Source organism: Polaribacter sp. 2305UL8-11, assembly GCF_058147165.1.
Genome location: NZ_JBYVJW010000014.1, coordinates 65,036 through 85,973 on the forward strand (window position 1 = coordinate 65,036; position 20,938 = coordinate 85,973).

Annotated in this window: 20 protein-coding genes; 10 read left to right on the plus strand and 10 right to left on the minus strand. The window is 29.8% G+C overall.

The features are described from left to right. Positions 1–163 precede the first annotated feature (163 nt). Positions 164–526: a BlaI/MecI/CopY family transcriptional regulator gene (locus ACY2RW_RS13085; protein WP_490123179.1), complete on the minus strand. Its 363-nt coding sequence runs from the start codon at positions 524–526 to the stop codon at positions 164–166. A gap of 166 nt (positions 527–692) precedes the next feature. Here ACY2RW_RS13085 and ACY2RW_RS13090 point away from each other — a divergent pair, with 166 nt between their 5' ends. From ACY2RW_RS13090 to pulA, 6 genes are all read left to right on the plus strand, one after another. Further along, complete coding sequence (locus ACY2RW_RS13090) at positions 693–1,193, plus strand: DUF456 domain-containing protein (RefSeq protein WP_490123180.1); 501 nt, start codon at positions 693–695, stop codon at positions 1,191–1,193. A 499-nt stretch (positions 1,194–1,692) separates the two neighbouring features. Further along, complete coding sequence (lysS, locus tag ACY2RW_RS13095) at positions 1,693–3,387, plus strand: lysine--tRNA ligase (RefSeq protein ID WP_490123181.1); 1,695 nt, start codon at positions 1,693–1,695, stop codon at positions 3,385–3,387. Positions 3,388–3,478: 91 nt separating this feature from the next. Next, positions 3,479–3,853, plus strand: a complete 375-nt coding sequence (locus ACY2RW_RS13100) for a hypothetical protein (protein ID WP_490123182.1) — start codon at positions 3,479–3,481, stop codon at positions 3,851–3,853. A 126-nt stretch (positions 3,854–3,979) separates the two neighbouring features. Beyond that, positions 3,980–4,396 carry a hypothetical protein gene (locus ACY2RW_RS13105; RefSeq protein ID WP_490123183.1) on the plus strand — a complete coding sequence of 139 codons (417 nt, stop codon included), beginning with the start codon at positions 3,980–3,982 and terminating at the stop codon, positions 4,394–4,396. Positions 4,397–4,473: 77 nt separating this feature from the next. After that, positions 4,474–5,397, plus strand: coding sequence for a glutaminase (locus ACY2RW_RS13110; protein WP_490123184.1), 924 nt, complete (start codon positions 4,474–4,476; stop codon positions 5,395–5,397). 65 nt (positions 5,398–5,462) lie between these two features. Beyond that, positions 5,463–7,445, plus strand: coding sequence for a type I pullulanase (gene pulA / locus ACY2RW_RS13115; RefSeq protein WP_490123185.1), 1,983 nt, complete (start codon positions 5,463–5,465; stop codon positions 7,443–7,445). A gap of 164 nt (positions 7,446–7,609) precedes the next feature. Here the strand turns inward: pulA and ACY2RW_RS13120 are convergent, their stop codons facing one another. Together ACY2RW_RS13120 and rsmG are read right to left on the minus strand one after the other, a co-directional pair. Further along, positions 7,610–7,795, minus strand: a complete 186-nt coding sequence (locus ACY2RW_RS13120) for a hypothetical protein (protein WP_490123186.1) — start codon at positions 7,793–7,795, stop codon at positions 7,610–7,612. Between the two features lie 123 nt (positions 7,796–7,918). After that, the gene (gene rsmG / locus ACY2RW_RS13125) at positions 7,919–8,548 is read right to left on the minus strand and encodes a 16S rRNA (guanine(527)-N(7))-methyltransferase RsmG (protein ID WP_490123187.1); all 630 of its coding nucleotides are present in this window, start codon (positions 8,546–8,548) and stop codon (positions 7,919–7,921) included. A 125-nt stretch (positions 8,549–8,673) separates the two neighbouring features. On the opposite strand from rsmG, the gene ACY2RW_RS13130 reads away from it, so the two are divergent. From ACY2RW_RS13130 to ACY2RW_RS13145, 4 genes are all read left to right on the plus strand, one after another. Then, entirely contained in the window at positions 8,674–9,765 is a 1,092-nt protein-coding gene (locus ACY2RW_RS13130) for a fatty acid desaturase family protein (RefSeq protein ID WP_490123188.1), read from the plus strand. A gap of 27 nt (positions 9,766–9,792) precedes the next feature. Further along, the gene (locus tag ACY2RW_RS13135; protein WP_490123189.1) at positions 9,793–10,980 is read left to right on the plus strand and encodes a pyridoxal phosphate-dependent aminotransferase; all 1,188 of its coding nucleotides are present in this window, start codon (positions 9,793–9,795) and stop codon (positions 10,978–10,980) included. A 315-nt stretch (positions 10,981–11,295) separates the two neighbouring features. Further along, positions 11,296–11,790, plus strand: coding sequence for a hypothetical protein (locus ACY2RW_RS13140; RefSeq protein ID WP_490123190.1), 495 nt, complete (start codon positions 11,296–11,298; stop codon positions 11,788–11,790). Positions 11,791–12,044: 254 nt separating this feature from the next. Next, positions 12,045–12,509, plus strand: coding sequence for a hypothetical protein (locus ACY2RW_RS13145; RefSeq protein ID WP_490123191.1), 465 nt, complete (start codon positions 12,045–12,047; stop codon positions 12,507–12,509). 95 nt (positions 12,510–12,604) lie between these two features. Here the strand turns inward: ACY2RW_RS13145 and ACY2RW_RS13150 are convergent, their stop codons facing one another. From ACY2RW_RS13150 to ACY2RW_RS13180, 7 genes are all read right to left on the minus strand, one after another. Continuing rightward, entirely contained in the window at positions 12,605–12,817 is a 213-nt protein-coding gene (locus ACY2RW_RS13150; RefSeq protein WP_490123192.1) for a hypothetical protein, read from the minus strand. Positions 12,818–13,135: 318 nt separating this feature from the next. After that, a complete protein-coding gene (gene ftsZ, locus ACY2RW_RS13155) occupies positions 13,136–15,037 on the minus strand; it encodes a cell division protein FtsZ (protein ID WP_490123193.1) in 1,902 nt (633 codons plus the stop codon). 126 nt (positions 15,038–15,163) lie between these two features. Then, on the minus strand, positions 15,164–16,498 hold the full coding sequence (gene ftsA, locus ACY2RW_RS13160; RefSeq protein ID WP_490123194.1) for a cell division protein FtsA: 1,335 nt from the start codon (positions 16,496–16,498) through the stop codon (positions 15,164–15,166). 6 nt (positions 16,499–16,504) lie between these two features. Further along, positions 16,505–17,230, minus strand: a complete 726-nt coding sequence (locus ACY2RW_RS13165; protein ID WP_490123195.1) for a cell division protein FtsQ/DivIB — start codon at positions 17,228–17,230, stop codon at positions 16,505–16,507. After that, positions 17,220–18,572, minus strand: coding sequence for a UDP-N-acetylmuramate--L-alanine ligase (gene murC, locus ACY2RW_RS13170; RefSeq protein WP_490123196.1), 1,353 nt, complete (start codon positions 18,570–18,572; stop codon positions 17,220–17,222). The genes ACY2RW_RS13165 and murC overlap by 11 nt, the downstream gene beginning before the upstream one ends. Next, positions 18,569–19,663 carry an undecaprenyldiphospho-muramoylpentapeptide beta-N-acetylglucosaminyltransferase gene (murG, locus tag ACY2RW_RS13175; protein ID WP_490123197.1) on the minus strand — a complete coding sequence of 365 codons (1,095 nt, stop codon included), beginning with the start codon at positions 19,661–19,663 and terminating at the stop codon, positions 18,569–18,571. The genes murC and murG overlap by 4 nt, the downstream gene beginning before the upstream one ends. Continuing rightward, positions 19,647–20,831 (minus strand): FtsW/RodA/SpoVE family cell cycle protein, encoded by a 1,185-nt coding sequence (locus ACY2RW_RS13180; RefSeq protein ID WP_490123198.1) that lies wholly within the window; start codon positions 20,829–20,831, stop codon positions 19,647–19,649. Before ACY2RW_RS13180 ends, murG begins: the two co-directional genes overlap by 17 nt. Between the last annotated feature and the right edge of the window lie 107 nt (positions 20,832–20,938).

A 20,938-nucleotide genomic window follows, 5' to 3' on the forward strand; every position in this document is an offset into this window, starting at 1 on the left:
TTTTTTGTAAAGAAGGTTTCTTTGCTTAGAAAGAAATCATAAATAGCCAAGAACAATACTTGGAATAATATGACTTGCAAAATATAATTGAGCATAATTTTTTATTTTTTATTGAAACTTAGACAAACTCAGTTTGGTACTAAGGTTGTAAACTGAATACTACCTACTTTTTCTTATTTACTTCTTTTAGTATAGATTCCAGTTCTGCAACATCCATTTTATTTTCTTTTACAAAAAAAGATACCATACTTTTAAAAGAGCCATTAAAATAACCGTTCATTAATTTATGTAAACTTTGGTTGCTGTAGGTTTCTTTATCTATTATTGGACGATATATAAACCCTCTCCCAATTGCTTTATGATTGACAAATTTTTTGGTTTCTAAAATTCTAATAATTGTAGAAACTGTATTGTATGCAGGTTTTGGTTCTGGCAGCTTGCCTATTACTTCTTTTACAGAAGCTTCTTCTAACTCCCATAAAACTTGCATAATTTGCTCTTCTGCTTTTGTTAATTGTTTACTCATAACTCTAACTTATCTTTTGTTTAACACAACAAATATAACTAAAAAATTAGTTTAAACTAATTTTTTAGTTGAAAATATTTGTAACAATGGTTTCATATAATCGTCTAAAAAGTATAAAACTATTGTTAATACTGGCTTTTACGCTAGTTAAATTATTAAAATAATTATGGATATATTTTTATTACTTCTTGGCTTTGTTTTTGTTTGTCTCGGAATCATTGGCTCATTTTTGCCTGTATTACCTGGACCATTAACAAGTTGGGTAGGCTTACTACTTATACATTTTACAGATGTAATACCTATGGATTGGACTTTTTTAGGAGTTACTTTAGGAATTGCAATACTTATTTGGATTCTTGATTATTTTATACCAGCAATGGGTACAAAACGTTTTGGAGGCACTAAATATGGGGTATATGGAACCACAATTGGATTAATTATTGGTTTGCTCTCTCCTATTCCTTTTGGTATGTTGTTAGGTGCGTTTTTTGGTGCATTAATTGGAGAATTATTATATGATAGTAAAGATACAAATAGAGCTTTGAAAGCTTCTTTTGGAGCTTTTTTAGGTTTTTTAGCTTCTGCAACCATTAAGTTTTCTATTGCTGCTGTTTATTTTGTATTGTTTATAATTCAGTTTTGGAAATTTAAAGGTGAGTTTTTTTAAACTTTTACCACATAGAAAACATAGATTTTGTTGAGAGTTGTTTATTTTTCAAAAAGCTAACAAACAAGTTTAGCTCAGATTGAACGGTTTGTTTGAGCTCTTTTTTATGCTGAAATAAATTCTGTATCTTTTGTAATATTGAAACATGTTATTAAATAATTGAGATGCTGAAATAAATTCAGCATAAAAAAAGCGAGTAAGATACTGAAACAAGTTCTGCACAAGAAGCTGGAAATAGCTTCAAAAAAAAATTAAAGCAAAAAAAAAAAGCGTCCCACTTAAGGGAAGCTTTCCATTGGTTAACAAAACCACGACACTTTTACTAAAGTGCCAAAACAACACAACTAAATGCTACTTCAACAAAAAGTAGCGTGCAAATATACAACGTTTTATGATTTCTGCAATATTTTATTGTTATTTTATTGAAATCTTCAATTGCCAACTTATCTAAAGATTGTATCTTTGCAATCTTTATAAAACATCAATAATACCGTATAAAATGCAATTATCAGAACAAGAAGTTGTACGTAGAGAAAAGCTGACAAAATTAAGAAATTTAGGCATTAATCCCTATCCAGCAGATTTATTTCCAATCAATTCAAATTCAAAGGAAATAAAACAAAACTATTCTGAAAACAAAAAGGTAATTATTGCAGGAAGATTAATGGCTATAAATATTCAAGGAAAAGCTTCTTTTGCACAATTACAAGATGGTGAAGGTAGAATACAAGTGTATTTTAATCGTGATGAAATTTGTCCTGGAGAAGACAAATCTAAATACAATGATGTTTTTAAAAAACTACTAGATTTAGGAGATTTTGTTGGTATAGAAGGCGAATTATTCACTACAAAAGTAGGTGAGAAAACCGTAAAAGTAAAAGATTTTACATTGCTTTCTAAAGCTTTGAAACCTTTACCAATGCCAAAAGTAAAAGATGGTGTTACTTACGATGCTTTTACAGATCCAGAAATGCGTTACAGACAACGCTACGCAGATTTAGTGGTAAATCCGCATGTAAAAGAAGTATTTATTAAAAGAACAAAATTGTTTAATGCAATGCGTACTTTTTTTAATGATGCTGGTTATTTTGAAGTAGAAACACCTGTTTTACAACCTATTCCTGGTGGTGCAGCTGCAAGACCTTTTATTACACATCATAATTCTTTAGACATTCCATTGTATATGAGAATTGCTAACGAATTGTACCTAAAAAGATTAATTGTTGGTGGTTTTGATGGAGTTTATGAATTCTCTAAAAACTTTAGAAATGAAGGAATGGACAGAACACACAATCCAGAATTTACTGCCATGGAAATCTATGTTTCTTATAAAGATTACAATTGGATGATGGATTTCTGCGAGCGTTTGTTAGAACATTGTGCAACTGCTGTAAACGGAACTTCAGAAGCTACTTTTGGCGAACATAAAATCAATTTTAAGGCTCCATATAAAAGAATTTCGATGCGCGATTCTATTTTAGAATTTACAGGTTTTGATATTTATGATAAAACTGAAGATGAAATTAGAGCTGCAGCAAAATCGATGAACATCGAGGTTGACGAAACTATGGGGAAAGGAAAGTTAATTGATGAAATTTTTGGCGAGAAATGTGAAGGAAATTACATTCAGCCAACTTTTATTACAGATTACCCTAAAGAAATGAGTCCTCTTTGTAAAGAACACAGAACAAATCCAGAATTGACAGAACGTTTTGAGTTGATGGTTTGTGGTAAAGAAATTGCCAATGCTTATTCTGAATTAAATGACCCTATTGACCAACGTGAGCGTTTTGAACATCAATTAAAATTAGCTCAAAAAGGCGATGATGAAGCTACCGAATTTATAGACCATGATTTTTTACGTGCATTAGAATATGGAATGCCTCCAACCTCTGGAATGGGAATTGGAATGGACAGATTAATTATGTTTTTAACTAATAATCAATCTATACAAGAAGTATTATTCTTCCCACAAATGCGTCCAGAAAAGAAAGCGCCAGCTATAGAATTGAATGATGAAGAAAAAGCAGTGCTTGAAATTATCACAAAAGCAGATAAAATAGATTTGAATGATTTAAAAACTCAATCTGGTTTATCAAATAAAAAATGGGACAAAACCATTAAAGGTTTAACTAAAAAAGAAGTAGCTAAAGTTTCTAAAACTGAGGATGGTTTGTTTGTGGAAATTGTGTAGTAAATTTTATTCTTAAAATATTGATAAGGAATTACAACAATGTAATTCCTTTTTTTTTGTATTTTTAAAAAACATATTAAATCTCAGAATTATGAATAGACTAATAATCATATTATTTCTCTTATTGCTCTTTAATTGTGATGAGAAAGAAACAAAAGACATACTACCAAATCAGGCTACGATATATTACTATTTTGACCCAGGATTTGGTGGTTCTGGTTGTTCTATTGTTATAGAGACCATAAATGGTGATTTTTTTACAGCACTCACTAATGATCCTTTTTTGAAAGATTTAGATTTTTCAGAAAGAGAGAATAATTATGAAGGTATAAATGTTACTATTGAGTATGAAATTATCGATACTGATTTTGTTTCTCCTTATGATAAATGTTATCATAGGCGTAACAAAGAGTTTTTAGAAGAATTTCCTAAATATGTCAAAATTTTATCCTTAAAGAAAATTTAAGGATATTTTATAATAAAGAAAGAAATTACAGAAATGTAGTTCCTTTTATTTAATAAGTTTATGAAAACCTTAACAATATTTTTTTTCTAAAAAAAAAACCTATATTTAGCTTATAAAATATTTAAAATGAAAAAAAGTATCTTAATTTTAATAACTCTTATATCGATTAGTTGTAATGATGATAATTCTAAACTAGAATTATCAGGAGTAAAAGCAACGATATACAATTATAATGATTCTGGGTTTATAGGTTCTGGATGCACTTATATTGTAGAAACTTCAAACGGAGATCTATATAGATTATTAAACGAAGACTTTAAGTTTGTTGATTCTAGTTTATCAAAAGATGCAAGAATCTTCAGTACTTCTACTAAAGCTACATACTATTTTAAATATAATGTTATTATAGAATATGAAATACTTAAGATAGATAATATTGAAAGATTAAATTTATATAATGCTTGTTATCATAATAACAAATGGCTAGATAACCCCCATTTAGAATTTATAAAGATTTTAAAGGTGGCTGAAATAGATATTTAATATGAAAAAAGGAATTACAGAAATGTAGTTCCTTTTTTAATTCCTGAAACCTTAACTTAGCTTTTAAAGTATACCACATGGAAATAAAAGAGTATCAAGAAATAATTACCAAAATTTATGCTGATGTGAAAAAAGTTAAAGATTTTGGTAAAGTTGCCAACTATATTCCAGAGTTACGCAATGTAGCTGCCAATAATTTTGGTGTGTGTTTAAATACCATTGACAAAAAAAGTTTTGGTATAGGTAATTTCGAAGAAAAATTCTCCATCCAAAGTATTTCTAAAATTTTAACCCTAACACTAGCCTATCAATTAGAAGGCGAAAAATTATGGGAAAGAGTAGATGTAGAACCTTCTGGAAATCCTTTTAACTCTTTACAACAATTAGATGCAGATAAAGGTAAACCTAGAAACCCTTTTATAAATGCAGGTGCAATAGTAGTTTGCGATGTGTTAATTTCTCATTTAAAAAATCCTAAAAAAGATTTTCTTACTTTTTGTAGAGAAATTTCTAATAATCCTAATTTAAATTATTCAGAAAAGGTAGCACAATCAGAAAAAAATACAGGTTTTAGAAATTATGCTCTTTGTAATTTTTTAAAATCATTCAAAAACATTAAAAATAATGTTGATACAGTTTTAGATTTCTACTTTTATACTTGTGCTTTAGGAATGAGTTGTAAAGAACTCTCTAACCTTTTTCTTTATTTAACAGACGATAATTTTGTTACTGAAACAGGGAAAAAAGTACTTACAGAAAGTCAAGCTAAAAGAATAAATGCAATAATGTTAACTTGTGGTTTTTATGATGAATCTGGTGAGTTTGCTTTTAGAGTAGGTTTACCAGGAAAAAGTGGTGTTGGTGGAGGCATTGTTGCTATCCATCCAAATAAATATTGTATTACAGTTTGGAGTCCTAAATTAAATGAAAAAGGCAATTCTTACAAAGGTATGTTGTTTTTAGAAAAATTTACAACAGCAACATCCTCTTCTATTTTTTAAAACTTAGTTTGTATATCTAAATAAAAAAGAAGAACTTCCTGTTTTCAGTCAAATTAAAAAAGGGTATGAAAGTTTTTAACTTTTTATTTTTAGCCATGTTCATCACCTCTTGTAACAAAAGACCAACAACATTTTCTTCTTTTGATGATTATCCAACAACAAATAAAAATTTGTGGATAGACTATTCTAAAGAAGCCACCACTTTTAAAATCTGGTCTCCAACTGCGACTGCTGTAAAACTCAATTTTTACAAAACAGGAAATAATTCTGATGCTTTTGAAACTCATGCTTTGCAAGATGATGAAAATGGTGTTTGGTCAAAAACAATTAAAGAAGATTTACATGGGACTTATTATACGTATCAAATTTATATTGATGGTAAATGGTTGGCAGAAACTCTAGGTATTTACGCAAAAGCTGTTGGTGTAAATGGCAATAGAGCCATGGTTTTAGATTTTGAGACCACAAATCCTACAAACTGGGAAAATGACAATTTTGTAAATTTAAAATCACCAAATAACGCCATCATTTACGAGTTACATATTAGAGATATTACCATTCAAAAAGAAGCCAATTCCACTTTTGCAGGTAAGTATTTAGGCTTGATTGAAAAAGGGACAAAAAGCAACAAAAACGTGGCAACTGCTATTGACCATATCAAAGAATTAGGCATTACACATGTACATTTGTTACCTACTTTCGATCATTATTCGATTGATGAAACCAGTTTAGAAAAACCACAATTCAATTGGGGTTATGACCCCCAGAATTACAATGTTCCAGAAGGTTCTTTTGCCACAAATCCTTTTGATGCTTCAATTAGAATCAAAGAATTCAAAACGATGGTAAAAGCATTTCACGATGCTAATATTGGCGTTATTTTAGATGTAGTTTACAACCATACAGGAAGAACAGAAACTTCTAATTTTAACTTAGAAAACCCAAATTATTTTTACAGATTTAACAAAGATGGTTCTTTTTCTGATGCTGCTGCTTGTGGAAATGAAACTGCTTCAGAACGCAAAATGATGCAAAAGTTTATGCTTGAATCTGTTAAATATTGGGCAAAGGAATATCATTTAGATGGTTTTCGATTTGATTTAATGGGCATTCATGATATTGAAACCATGAATTTAATTGCTTCAGAAATTAAAAAAATAAACAAAAGCGCTTTAATTTATGGCGAAGGTTGGACTGCAGGTGATTCTCCTCTTCCAGAAGAAAAACGAGCTTTAAAAAAACACACCAACCAAATGCCACAAATTGCAGCTTTTTCTGATGATTTGAGAGATGGCATTAAAGGCTCTGTTTTTGATGACAAAAGCACAGGTTTTGTAAGTGGTGCAAAAAATACTGAGGAATCTATAAAATTCGGAATTGTAGGCTCCATAAATCATCCTCAAATTGATTATAAAACAGTAAATTATTTTGACAAACCTTGGGCAAACCAACCTTGGCAAGCTATCAATTATGTTTCTTGTCATGATAATCATACCTTGTTTGATAAACTAAAAATCTCTCAACCAAATGCTACTGAACAAGAAATAAAAGCCATGCATAAATTGGCAACTGCCATTGTTTTAACGTCTCAAGGAACGCCTTTTTTACATGCAGGTTCAGAAATGATGCGTACTAAAAATGGAGATCATAATTCTTATAAATCTCCAGATGCTGTAAATCAAATTGATTGGAACTTAAAAGTGCAACATGCAGATGTTCTAAAGTATTACAAAAATTTAATTCGTTTACGAAAAGAGCATCCAGCTTTTAGAATGCCAACAGCAGAAGAAGTACGAGAAAATTTAGAATTTAAAATAACGAAAAATGGATTGGTTTCTTATCAACTAAAAAACAGTGCAAACAACGATTCTTGGAAAACTATTTTAGTGATTTTTAATGCACAAAATAAAACTGTAAACTATAATTTAGACCAACACTGGAAAGTTGCAGTTTTATCAGATTCTTTTGATTTTGAGGGGAAAGAAAGTGTTTCTGGGAGTTTGAATATTCCTAAAACTTCTATGGTTGTTTTGTTTGAGGAAAATTAGAAATTTTTTTTATATTCTGGTTAAAAATATATAGCTTCTTCAACTCAGATTATAAGTCATTATAACAATATCATAACTGTCTTGAGTTAGTAAAAATAAAAAAACAGTAGTCTCAAAAGAGATTTCTGTTTTTAAATTATATAAATATTTTCTAAATGCTATTACTAAGCCTCATCTTTAGTTGTTCTTACCAAACTAATTCCGTAAACAAAAAAGATAAAACCTAAGATACCAAAAACAAGCATTTGTGTAATTGCACCACCACCTTGAAGCACGTTGTAACCTGTAAAAATTAATCCTGCAATTCCTAATGTTGTTAATACTGCTCCAAATGTTCTTTTTAAATTCATAATAAATGTTTTTTTTGTTTTTACAAACCTAAAAAAGAATACCATTAAAAATTGACGCTTTTACATTAAAGATTAACGTTTTAAAAAAAGTTGACTTATATATTTCTGATAAAATCTAGACAATTACCCTTTATACTTCATACCTAAATGCACCACTTTTTTAGTATCAAAAAATGGTTCATCAAAATAATTAGGCAAATCATATATGGTTGCAGAAGTATATAATTTTAATTCTTCAGTTAAATCGCCTCCTTTTAAATACAAAATACCGTTTTTTAAGTCGTGGTTTTGTTTTTTAGCAATTTTACCTTTATTCCATCGTACAAAAGTTTCCATTTGGGCAACAGCTCTACTTACAATAAAATCGTAAGTATCTTTAACTTCTTCTACTCTACCATGAGTTGTTTTTACATTTTCTAAACCCAAACCAGCCACAACTTCATTAACCACTTTTATTTTTTTACCAATAGAATCTACCAAATGGAATTGTGTTTCTGGAAATAAAATAGCTAGAGGAATTCCTGGGAAACCTCCTCCTGTACCAACATCCATTACTTTTGCCCCAGGTTTAAACTGCATTACCTTAGCAATTCCTAAAGAATGTAAAACGTGACGCAAATACAACTCATCAATATCTTTTCTAGAAACTACGTTAATTTTTAAATTCCAATTTTGGTACAACTCTTGTAACTTAGCAAATTGTGCAGTTTGCGTTTCTGATAAATTTTTAAAATATTTGTGTATAATTTGCATTAATAGGTATTTTTTGAACTGCAAAAATAGTTATTGTAATTAAACAATTAGTAACAAAAACTGACGTTTATCATATAAACCTATTTCAAAAAGCATATTTTTGCATAGTATTATTAAAATAATAGATGAAAGCATTAAATTTTTCAAGAGTTGACAAAGCAAAGTTTTTTAGAACTTTAAACAAAAGAGTAAATACTTACTTTAAAGAAAACAATCTTAAAAGGACAGGAAACTGGAAATTATATACAAAAGCTGTATTGATGTTTTCTTTGTTTTTAGTGCCTTTTATCTTGGTTTTAACAGTTTCTATGCCACAATGGACCATGGTATTATTAATGGTAATTACAGGAATTGGAATGGCTGGTGTAGGTATGAATGTGATGCATGATGCAAATCATGAATCGTTTTCTAAAAGAAAATGGGTAAATAAATTAATGGGAAGCAGTATTTACATTTTGGCAGGAAATGTATATAACTGGAAAGTACAACACAATGTGTTACACCATACTTTTACCAACGTAAAAGATCATGATGAAGATATTGATGCAGGAAGAATCATTCGTTTTTCATTACATTCTAAATGGTTAAAGATTCATAAAATTCAAAAATATTATTCTATTTTCTTGTATGGATTATTAACTATAAACTGGGCAATAACTACAGACATTAAACAAATGCATAGATATTTAAAGCGTAAATTGTCTTATGGTAAATTTCCAAACCCTGCTACAGAATGGACAAAACTAGTTATTTCTAAAATTGCATACTACTCTCTTTGGATTGTTTTACCCATATTAGTTTTAGATATTGCATGGTGGAAAGTTTTGATTGGTTTTTTTGTTATGCATTACACAGCTGGTATGATTTTAAGTCTGGTTTTTCAGTTGGCACACATTGTACCCAATACAGAAATGCCTATTCCAGATAAAGACGGAAATTTAGAACACACTTGGGCAGTCCATCAATTATATACAACCTCTAACTTTGCACCTAGTAACTGGTTGGTAAATTTCTATACAGGAGGATTAAATCACCAAGTTGAACATCATATTTTTCCACATATTTCTCACGTACATTATGGTAAATTAGCTAAAATTGTAAAAGAAACCGCTAAAGAATTTAATTTGCCTTATAATGAATACAAAACAACTAGAAAAGCTATTATAGAGCATTTTAGACACTTAGGTGTTTTAGGAAAAAAACCTGAATTAGTATAAGCAAACAACACACAACTAACAGTAAAAATGACACATCCATTATCGGACAGAATTAACAGCCTACCAACATCACAAACTTTGGCAATGGCTGCTAAAGCAAGAGAATTAAGAGCAGAAGGAAAAGATATTATAGGTTTAAGTTTAGGTGAGCCTGACTTTAATACACCAGATTTTATTAAAGACGCTGCTATAGAAGCCATCAATCAAGATTACAATTCTTACACACCTGTTGATGGTTATTTAGAATTAAAAGAAGCCATTTGTGTAAAATTTAAACGTGATAACGATTTAGATTATAAACCAAGTCAAATTGTAGTTTCTACAGGAGCAAAACAATCTATTGCAAACGTTGCACAAGTACTTTTAAATCCTGAAGATGAAGTTTTATTACCTGCTCCTTATTGGGTAAGTTATTCTGCAATTGCAACTTTATGCGAAGCAAAATATGTAGAAATTCCTTCGTCTATAAAGAATGATTTTAAAATTACTCCTGCACAATTAGAGGCTGCAATTACTCCAAAAACTAAAATGATTTTCTTTAACTCGCCAAACAATCCTAGTGGAACGATTTATAGCGAAGCAGAATATAGAGCATTGGCTGCAGTTTTAGAAAAACATCCTCAGATTTATGTATTATCTGATGAGATTTATGAACACATCAACTACGATACAAAACCTTTTAGTTTTGCTGCTATAAAAAGCATGTATAATAGAACTATTACTGTTAATGGCTTGGCAAAAGCATTTGCAATGACAGGTTGGAGAATTGGTTATATTGGTGCTCCAGAATGGATTGCAAAAGCGTGTACAAAAATGCAGGGACAGATTACTTCTGGTACCAATTGTATTGCACAAAGAGCTGCAATTACTGCAGTTTTAGCACCAGTTTCTAAAATTAAATATATGGTAGACGAATTTAAAACTCGTAGAGATATCATTATTGGTTTGTTAAGAGAAATAGACGGCTTTAAAGTAAACGTACCTGAAGGTGCTTTTTACGTTTTTCCTGATATTTCTAGCTTTTTTGGTAAAACCATTAAAGGAACAAAAATTGAAAACGCAAACGATTTTTCTTTATTCATTTTAGAACATGCAAATGTTGCTACTGTAACTGGAGATGCTTTTGGAACACCAAATTGTATTCGATTATCTTATGCTGCTTCTGAGTTGCAAATACGTGAAGCTGTTAAAAGAATAAAAGAAGCTTTGAGTTAATTAATAATTTATTTAATTTTTTACATTATAGTCTCACAGTAAAAACTGTGGGACTTTTTTTATAGAAAAACCTATTTCCCTTAACATAAATAGAATCACTTTTTTAAAATAATTTATAGTAATTTCTACAAAAACTATAAGTTTTATCTATTAAAACGCTTTTTCTACAAATAGCAGCAAAATCTATAATCAAATACTAAAACCTTACAAAACAAAATATAAATATCTGATTTATAAATACTTAACTCAAAAAAGCCTTTCTTATTAGTTTTAAATAAGATTAGTTTTTATGTTTTTTTATGTAAAATAAGAAATATGCCTATTGTAAAAACTTATGATCGTAAATACATTTGTAGTGTAGAATTGTCTACAGAACTAAAAAACACTATTATGAAAAAATTCCTCCTATTTTCAGTATTATCAATTGTAACATTTACAATTAAAGCACAAGATGTAGCAATGGTTAATAATAATCGTTCTACTTATAACAACACTAATTATAAAGTGGTTCCTTTATTAAAAGAAACACACTATACTTACAAATATAAAGGTGATGATGTTTTAGTTATCTATAAAGAAAACGAACATATAGAATACTTTAATAATAAAAAATATTTTATTAAGTCTAACATCAAATGGATTTCTGAGGATGAATGTATTATGACTTTACAAAAATCTAATCTTCCTAATTTTCCATTTAGAATGGGCTCTAAATTAAAAATGAAAATTAATAAAATAAAACGTGGTAAAGTTTTTTACACCTCTACTTTAGGAGGAATAAGCTGGACTGGAAAAATGAAAATAAAATAAATTTTCGATATTAAAATTTAAGGGGAGAAAACATCCTATTCTTTATAATAACAACTTAAATTATAGGGTGTTTTTAATACCAAACTGACAACTTACTAAGAACTTTATTCTTCTTTAGATGCGAATGTATATTAATACATTTATCGTAACACTTATAAGAATGTTACGTTACTTAACTCTCTAAATTACTTTATAAATCTCCCCCAATTATGAAAACAATATGCATTATTTTCTGCTTTTTATTTGCCTTCTCTTTGAGCGCTCAACAAAACATAGAAATCTCTTTACAACAAGATTTAAGATTGTTTTTATTAGGAGATAAAAAAGGAAATGATCCTTTAACCATTAATCTTTTATCAAAAATAGAAGTACCTGTTCTAGAATTAAATAAAACGTATTTATCTACTTATTTATCTGTAGAATATGCAGATTTGGTAGTTAAAAACTATCAAAGATATGCTTTAGGGTTTGGATATGTTATTAAGAAAATTTTCGGGAAATTTGGAGCTGGTGCTTACGCAGATTTCGGAAAAATTTATAGGCAAAAAGAGGGTTTTAACAGCTTTAGTTTAAGTGGAGAGTTAAATTTTAAAATAAACAATAACTTAAAACTGATTTGCACACAACAAATAACTCATAGAAAAGATTTGCAAGTACTACATAACTCTAAAAAGAAATATATAATTAGTGGTTTCTTCGGATTAAAATATAGTTTCTAAGAACCATTAAGTAAAAACTTGTCTTTTAATTATTTGATTTAAAGAGCTAAATAGCTAAACCCCCCAGCATTTGGCTCTTTATTATTTTACCCCTTCTACGATACCATAAAAATGATGGCTAACATAAAAAACGATACTTTTAATATTGTTCCTGTTTGACTCTCTAAATTACTTTGATTTAATATCATCGATTTAACCTGAGATAAAGATTTAGACTTCTCTATTCTTGATTGATTTTTAATTTCTTGTTTATAACTTGAAGTTAAAATTCCTCTTTCTTTTACTGATACTGTTTGTAAATATTTCATAATGTTTAGTTTTGTTGATTATACAGGTAAGACGTACTCAAAACAAAAATGTTACAAAATAAAATTATAGAAAACCTTTAAAAACCAACAGTTTTCAGCATTGATGGTTTACGACAATTGAGAAAAAAATTTAAAAAAAAATAATTTTTATAAAAAAACCACATCAGAATTGATGTGGTTTTAAGTTACTTTTTTAAAAAAATTATATAACCAAATAAAATTAGAAAAACTGAATTTAAAGATTCCGCAAAAAAACGGAATTAGTTCAACTTACTATTTTTAATTAATTGTTTTGCAATTATAAAAAATAGAGTTTCACTAATCTACATTGTCATGTAAAAAAGAATTGTTCGATTTTAAACCTAAATCATCATTCTCTTTTTTAATTGATGTTTTTGCTTTACTAATAGCAGCATTGGTATCTAAATCTACACCTAATCTTTTATAAGCAGGTTGACGCTCAATTTCATCGATGTTTTTATTCATCTGATCATTAAACTTGTAATTGAACCCTTTCATTTTTTTACGACGTTCTTCTGCTCTTTTTTGTAACTCAGTAATGGTTAAATCTAAAGGAGAAACTTCTTCGCTTTTTGTTTCAATTTCATTAATTGCTGCTTGTGGAGTTTTTGTTTTTAACTCAAATTGAATTTCTTCTTCCTCAACTTGTTTTTGTTCTGTAATAAGAGAACTTTTTCCAATAGTTGGTTTTGCATCAAAATCTTCTAAAACGTAACGTTTTTCTACTTCTTTTTTCTCAAAAACAATTTCTTCTGCTCCGTAAACTTCAATTTCATTAATATTTACAGTTTTCTCTTCTTGTAAACGATGATTAACTTCTTCATTTGCTTTTACTTCTGTATAAGAATTTAATGGCAAATCAAACAATAAATCTGCTTGTAGTTGTTGTGGTTCTTCAATCACTATTTCTTCCTTTTCAGGAGTCATATCTGTAATTACAAAATCATCCTCAGTAACATCTTCAATGGCAACTTCATCAAAAACCACAGACATATTTTCAACTTCATTTGTTGTTTTTGTAATATTTACTTTAGGCTTTACCTCTTCAACTTCATCCTCTAAAACATGTACTATTTTTTGGTCTGATTTATTAGAAATAGGCTCGTTTAACGTTGGCGATTTTGTTATTGTTTTCTCTTCAAAATTATACGTCGCTTTTTGTTCATCTTCTAAAGTATGCACAATTTTTTTAACCTCTGTATTGGTAATAGTACTTTGTTGATCTGCTGCAAAACCAGTAGCTACAATAGTTACAGAAATTGCATCTCCTAATTCTTCATCTTCTCCAATACCCATAATTATGTTGGCATCATAACCAGCTTCATCTTGAATGTAGTCATTAATTTCTCCTATTTCATCCAAGGTAACTTCATTAGTTCCAGATACAATTAACAACAATACATTTTTAGCTCCTGTAATTTTGTTGTCATTTAATAAAGGAGAGTCTAAGGCTTTTACAATCGCATTTTTTGCACGGTCATTTCCTTCTTCTTTTGCAGATCCCATAATTGCAGTTCCGCTATTAGAAAGTACTGTTTTTGCATCATGCAAGTCAATATTTTGCTTGTAATGGTGTGTAATTACTTCTGCAATCCCTTTTGATGCTGTAGACAACACCTCATCTGCCTTAGAAAAACCAGCTTTAAAACCAAGATTTCCGTAAACTTCACGTAATTTATTATTATTAATCACAATTAAAGAATCTACATTTTGGCGCAGTTGATCGATTCCTAATTGAGCTTGTTTTGAGCGCATTCTACCTTCAAACTGAAAAGGCATTGTAACAATACCTACAGTTAAAATGTCCATATCTTTTGCAATTTTTGCAATAATTGGTGCTGCTCCTGTTCCAGTTCCTCCACCCATACCAGCTGTAATAAATACCATTTTGGTTTGGGTATTTAACATTTGCTGGATTTCTTGCATACTTTCTTTAGCTGCTTGTGCTCCAATTTCTGGGTTTGCTCCTGCTCCTAAACCAGAAGTAAGGTTTGCACCTAACTGAATTTTATTAGGAATTGGGCTATTTTCTAAAGCCTGTGCATCTGTATTGCAAATAACAAAATCTACACCTTTAATATGTTGTGTAAACATGTGATTTACTGCGTTGCTACCTCCACCACCAACTCCAATTACTTTTATAGTATTGGATTGTGTTTTTGGCATATCAAATGAAATGTTATCAAATTCTGCGCTCATAATAACGTTCTATTTTTTTTATTGATTGTTTTTATTATCTAATTTTTTACTTTCCCTTTTATTTTTTTGCAAGTTTTGGGAACATTTTACAACTTCAGTCTCCCAACTTCCTACTACTCAATAATTTTACTCTGCATTATCTAAAAAATCTTTTAACCCTTCTGTAAATTTTTCAAAAAACGACTTCTTTTTTGGTTTTTGTTTAACTTCTACTTTAGGAGTTTCGTCTATAACTTCTTCTTGATTTTCATCAACAATAACTTCTTCCTCTATTTCTTCTACAATTTTCTCTACAGGATTTGCTCTTTCTAAGCCTTCCATTAACAAACCAACTGCTGTTGCATAAGATGGACTTGATAATGTCTCATCAGAATCTCCTGCTAAATGCTCATTTGGAAAACCGATTCTTGCATCCATACCAGTAATATATTCTACTAATTGGCGTAAATGTTTTAATTGAGATCCTCCACCTGTTAACACTATTCCTGCAATTAATTTTCCTTTAGCAGTTTCGTGTCCGTAATTTTTTATTTCTAAGTACACATGTTCAATAATTTCTTGAACTCTTGCATGTATAATTTTTGATAAATTTTTTAGCGTAATTTCTTTGGGCTCTCTTCCTCTTAAACCAGGAATAGAAACGATTTCTGTTTCTTTGTTTTCTCCTGGCCATGCAGAACCAAACTTGATTTTTAGCAATTCTGCTTGTTTTTCGATGATTGAACAGCCTTCTTTTATATCATCCGTAATTACGTTTCCTCCAAAAGGAATTACAGCTGTATGTCTTATAATTCCGTCTTTAAAAATAGCTAAATCTGTTGTACCACCACCAATATCAATCAATGCAACACCAGCTTCTTTTTCTTCTTGGCTTAATACTGCAGATGCAGATGCAAGAGGTTCTAAGGTAATTTCATTTAACCCTAAACCTGCACTTTTTACACATCTCCCAATATTTCTGATGGATGAAACTTGCCCAACAACTACATGAAAATTTGCTTCTAAACGACCTCCATACATGCCAATTGGTTCTTTGATGTCAGCTTGAGAATCTACTTTAAATTCTTGTGGTAAAACATGTATAATTTCTTCTCCAGGCAACATAACCAACTTGTGTACTTGGTTTACCAAATCATCTATATCTGCATCTTCTATAACTTCATCTGCATTATTTCTGGTAATGTAATCTGAGTGATGTAAACTACGAATATGCTGACCAGCAATACCAACCACAACTTCTTCTATTTTAATACCAGAAATACTTTCTGCTTCATCTACTGCTTGTTGAATAGATTGGATGGTTTGTGTAATATTACTTACAACACCACGTTTTACGCCTAAACTTTTTGCTTTTCCAATACCAACAACCTCAATTTTATCGTATTCGTTTTTACGACCAATCATTGCCACAATTTTGGTAGTACCAATATCTAAACCAACAGCTATTTTATTGTTTTCCATTATGATTTATTTTGTGCACACAACTTGGTTGTGATATTTTACATTTATCTTTTTATAATTCTGTATCGTTTTATCTAAAAATGTTTTGTTGTAAAACGCTTTTAACTTCTTAAATTTTATATCCATTTCAGATAATTTTCCGAAATCTATTTTATAATTTCCGCTTCTTACGGAAAATTGATACTCATCATTGTCGAATTTCTGAATTCCAACGACTTCTTTTTTCAAAAAATCGTCCGCTAAAATAAAGGAAACTAAAGGCAAAATTTCTTTAATATCTTTATCATTATCAATACCAGAAACTAACAACACTCTTGCTGAATACACATCAGACAAAGGAACCTTTACACCTTGTTTATCAACATAATAAGAAGAATTATTACTCATAATTCTTGCAACAGATGTACGTTGTTTTATGGTTGTTTTTAGAGTACCAGCTATGGTTAAAAAAACGGATGCATTTTCTACATACGGATTTTTAGCCACCTTTTTTTCTAAACTGTATAAATCTATTACAGTTTTTGCTTGGTTTTTAACTGTTGTACCATTTTGTATTAACAATTTATCAACCATTTCATGTGTTAAAAAATTATTGTCTCCAACTTCAAATTCTACTATTATTTCTTTTACTTTTTTGTTTGAATTTCTTTTTAAAGAAAAACTATACAAAAACCCTAAACTTCCTAACAACAATAGAAAAAACAGGTATTTTAAAACTTTTTTAAACCTCATGTTTTGTTGTTTTTAAAAGTTCTTTTGTTACTTGATTAATTAGCACTCCTATATCTCCTGCACCCAACATTGCAACCACTTTAGCTGAAGAATTTTTAATATCTTTTAAAATATTATTTTTTTGTGTCAGTTTTTTATGCTTATTATCAATTTTACTCAATAACCATTCAGAATCCACTCCAGAAATGGGTTCTTCTCTGGCTGGATAAATATCTAACAATATAACTTCATCAAATTTTGATAGTGCTGTTGCAAAATCATCAACAAAATCTTTGGTTCTAGAAAATAAATGAGGCTGAAAAATGACCAACACTTTTTCATTAGGATACATTTCTCTTACCGAATTTTCTACTGCGTTGATTTCTGTGGGATGATGTGCATAATCATCTATCAACACAAAATTATCTTTTTTAATTTTATATGAAAACCTACGTTTTACACCTTTAAAAGTGCCTAATTTCTGTTTGATATTTTCTAACGAAACTCCATAAACATCAGCCATTGCCAAGGCTGCTAAAGCATTCATTACGTTATGTTGTCCTGGTAAATGAAATTCTATATTTTTAACCTCTGAAGAAGGTGTTTTTACATCAAAAATATATTTTCCGCTTTCAATTTTTAAATTAAAGGCTTTATAATCTGCTGTTTCATTTATTGCATACGTTAATCCTTTTAAAGGCAATCCTTTAGCAACAATTAACGTATCTGAAACTTTATTAGAAAACTCTATAAAAGATTCTTGCAACGCTTCTGGCGCTCCGTAAATATCTAAATGATCTACATCCATAGAAGTTACACAAGCAATGTTTGGGCTCAATTTTAAGAATGATCTATCAAATTCATCTGCTTCTACCACAGAAATTTTATCATTACCTAAAATTAGGTTTGAATTGTAGTTTTCTGCAATTCCACCTAAAAAAGAAGTGGCATTTATGTGCGTCATAATATGTCCTAAAATAGACGAAGTTGTGGTTTTACCATGCGTTCCTGCAACTGCAAGACAGAAGGTGTTTTCTGTTATTTTTCCTAAAATTTCTGAACGTTTTAAAACTGTAAAATTATGATCTGAAAAGTAATTTAATTCTGAATGATTTTTAGGAATTGCTGGTGTATACACAACCAGTGTTTGTTTTTTATCTAAAAATGAAATCGGAATATTTTTTACTACATCTTCAAAATGAATTTCTACACCCAATTCTTCTAAATCCGAAGTAATTTGAGAAGGCGTTTTATCATAACCAGCTACATTTTTTCCATTAGATGCAAAATAGCGAGCAATTGCGCTCATTCCTATGCCTCCAATTCCGACAAAATAGACGTTATGTATATTTTTTAAATTCACTTTTTTATTAATTTCTCAACTTCGTTAACAATATCTGTAGTTGCTCCTGGCAATGCTAGTTCTTTTATATTTTCTGATAAATGCTCTTGTTTTCCTTTGTCTTTCAAAAGGGTTTCAAAAACTATTGGAAAGGTTTCTAACTCACTTTCTTTTAACAAAATAGCTGCATGTTTATCTGCAACAGATTTTGCGTTTTTAGTTTGATGATCTTCAGCTACATTTGGTGATGGAATAAAAATTACGGGTTTGCCAACAATACACAATTCTGAAACCGAACTTGCACCTGCTCTCGAAATAATAATATCTGAAGCTGCATAGGCTAAATCCATTCTATTTAAAAACTGATGTACCTGAATGTGTTCTAAATCGTCGTATTTTTTATATTCATCAATATAAAATTTACCACATTGCCAAATAACCTGTACTTCTTGATTTTTAAAGAACTCTAAGTTGTTTTCTATTAATTGATTTATTTTTCTTGCTCCTAAACTTCCTCCTAAAACTAAAATGGTTTTCTTAGTCTTATCAATTTTAAAAAAATCCTTTCCTTCTTGTGTTTTTGAATGAATAGATAACAAATCTTGACGAACTGGATTTCCCGTTTTTACTATTTTATCCGCAGGAAAAAAACGCTCTAAATTATCATAAGCCACACAAATTTTATGCGCCTTTTTACTTAATAACTTATTAGTAATTCCTGGATATGAGTTTTGTTCTTGAATTAATGTTGGAATTCCTTTTCTATTAGCCATTATTAATGTTGGCCCACTTGCAAAGCCTCCTGTACCAATAGCAACATCTGGTTTAAACTTTCTAATAATTTTAGCTGCTTTAGATAAACTACTCATCATTTTAAACGGAAAAGACAAGTTATCAAGAGTCAATTTTCTTTGAATTCCAGAAATCCATAATCCTTTTATTTCATAACCTGCTTGTGGCACTTTTCCCATTTCCATTTTATCTTTTGCACCCACAAACAAAAAGTTTGCATCAGGATAACGCAACTTTAATTCGTTTGCAATTGCAATTGCAGGATAGATATGACCTCCTGTTCCTCCTCCAGAAATTAAAATATTAATCGATTGTTTCATGGAGTATATCTAAAGGGTTATCATCTAAAATATCTTCTTCTGTTTCTTCTTTTGATGCGCTTACACTTAAAATCATTCCAAGAGCAAAACACGTCATCCAAATAGAAGTACCACCACTACTAATAAGTGGCAAGGTTTGACCTGTTACTGGAAATAAATTTGTGGCAACTGCCATATTTATTGTTGCTTGAAAAATAATGGGAAGACCAACACCAATTACCAATAGTGTTCCGAAAATTGTGGTAGTTTTACGAATTACAACAAAAATTCTAAATAACAATAAAAAGTAAATAGACACTATTACAAAACCACCAACTAAACCATATTCTTCTACAATAATTGCAAAAATAAAATCGGACGTAGATTGTGGTAAAAAATTTTTCTGTACACTTTTTCCTGGACCAACACCTAAAGTTCCTCCTGTTGCTATCGCAATTTTTGCTTTTTCCACTTGATATGCTTCTTTTCCATTTTCATCAGAAAAACTCTCTATTCTGCTTTGCCAAGTTTGCACCCTATTTGGCATTGCATCTGGAAATGCTTTAGCTATTAAAATAAAAATAGATAAGGCTACAATTCCTGCTCCTAAAATAAAACCAATGTATTTTATTGGGTATCCACCTATAAATGTCACCATTAAAATCATGACAAAAATGATAGCAGTTGTAGAAAAATTTGCTGGTAAAATTAGTATTAAAATAGCTGCAACTGGCAACCAAAGTTGCCATAAACTTTCTTTGAAATTGATTATTTTTTCTTTATTTCTAGCTAAATACCTAGCAACATACACCATTAAAACCAAACCTGCTAAGGTTGATGTTTGAAAACCAACTCCTCCAATTCGTATCCATCTACTTGCGTTGGCTCCTCCAATTGTATTGCCTTGTGCCAAGGTAAAAATTAATAAAACAATTACTACAGGTAGCATTAAAACAGATCCTCCAGAAAAATACCTATAAGGTACTTTATGAACTCCGTAAATAATTGCAAATCCCATAATTAACAAAACAATGTGCTTTACCAAATGCCCCAAAGTAGAACCATTACCAACTACATACACCAAATTTGTACTTGCACTATATACAGGCATAAATGAGAATATTGCCAAAACAGCAACAATTGCCCAAATGGTTTTATCTCCTTTTATATGTTGAAAAATGGTTTTCATAATACTCTCTTAATCTCTCCAAAGGAGAGAAACACTCTTGTATTTATCTATGTTTTTATATTTTCGCCTCTTTTTATTTTACCACAAACAAGCTAACTTCTTCCCTT

Bases quoted from the DNA above. Each gene is read 5' to 3' on its own strand.
- ACY2RW_RS13085 (WP_490123179.1), bottom strand. From the start codon at position 526: ATGAGTAAACAATTAACAAAAGCAGAAGAGCAAATTATGCAAGTTTTA.
- ACY2RW_RS13090 (WP_490123180.1), top strand. From the start codon at position 693: ATGGATATATTTTTATTACTTCTTGGCTTTGTTTTTGTTTGTCTCGGA.
- lysS (WP_490123181.1), top strand. From the start codon at position 1,693: ATGCAATTATCAGAACAAGAAGTTGTACGTAGAGAAAAGCTGACAAAA.
- ACY2RW_RS13100 (WP_490123182.1), top strand. From the start codon at position 3,479: ATGAATAGACTAATAATCATATTATTTCTCTTATTGCTCTTTAATTGT.
- ACY2RW_RS13105 (WP_490123183.1), top strand. From the start codon at position 3,980: ATGAAAAAAAGTATCTTAATTTTAATAACTCTTATATCGATTAGTTGT.
- ACY2RW_RS13110 (WP_490123184.1), top strand. From the start codon at position 4,474: ATGGAAATAAAAGAGTATCAAGAAATAATTACCAAAATTTATGCTGAT.
- pulA (WP_490123185.1), top strand. From the start codon at position 5,463: ATGAAAGTTTTTAACTTTTTATTTTTAGCCATGTTCATCACCTCTTGT.
- ACY2RW_RS13120 (WP_490123186.1), bottom strand. From the start codon at position 7,795: ATGAATTTAAAAAGAACATTTGGAGCAGTATTAACAACATTAGGAATT.
- rsmG (WP_490123187.1), bottom strand. From the start codon at position 8,548: ATGCAAATTATACACAAATATTTTAAAAATTTATCAGAAACGCAAACT.
- ACY2RW_RS13130 (WP_490123188.1), top strand. From the start codon at position 8,674: ATGAAAGCATTAAATTTTTCAAGAGTTGACAAAGCAAAGTTTTTTAGA.
- ACY2RW_RS13135 (WP_490123189.1), top strand. From the start codon at position 9,793: ATGACACATCCATTATCGGACAGAATTAACAGCCTACCAACATCACAA.
- ACY2RW_RS13140 (WP_490123190.1), top strand. From the start codon at position 11,296: ATGCCTATTGTAAAAACTTATGATCGTAAATACATTTGTAGTGTAGAA.
- ACY2RW_RS13150 (WP_490123192.1), bottom strand. From the start codon at position 12,817: ATGAAATATTTACAAACAGTATCAGTAAAAGAAAGAGGAATTTTAACT.
- ftsZ (WP_490123193.1), bottom strand. From the start codon at position 15,037: ATGAGCGCAGAATTTGATAACATTTCATTTGATATGCCAAAAACACAA.
- ftsA (WP_490123194.1), bottom strand. From the start codon at position 16,498: ATGGAAAACAATAAAATAGCTGTTGGTTTAGATATTGGTACTACCAAA.
- ACY2RW_RS13165 (WP_490123195.1), bottom strand. From the start codon at position 17,230: ATGAGGTTTAAAAAAGTTTTAAAATACCTGTTTTTTCTATTGTTGTTA.
- murG (WP_490123197.1), bottom strand. From the start codon at position 19,663: ATGAAACAATCGATTAATATTTTAATTTCTGGAGGAGGAACAGGAGGT.
- ACY2RW_RS13180 (WP_490123198.1), bottom strand. From the start codon at position 20,831: ATGAAAACCATTTTTCAACATATAAAAGGAGATAAAACCATTTGGGCA.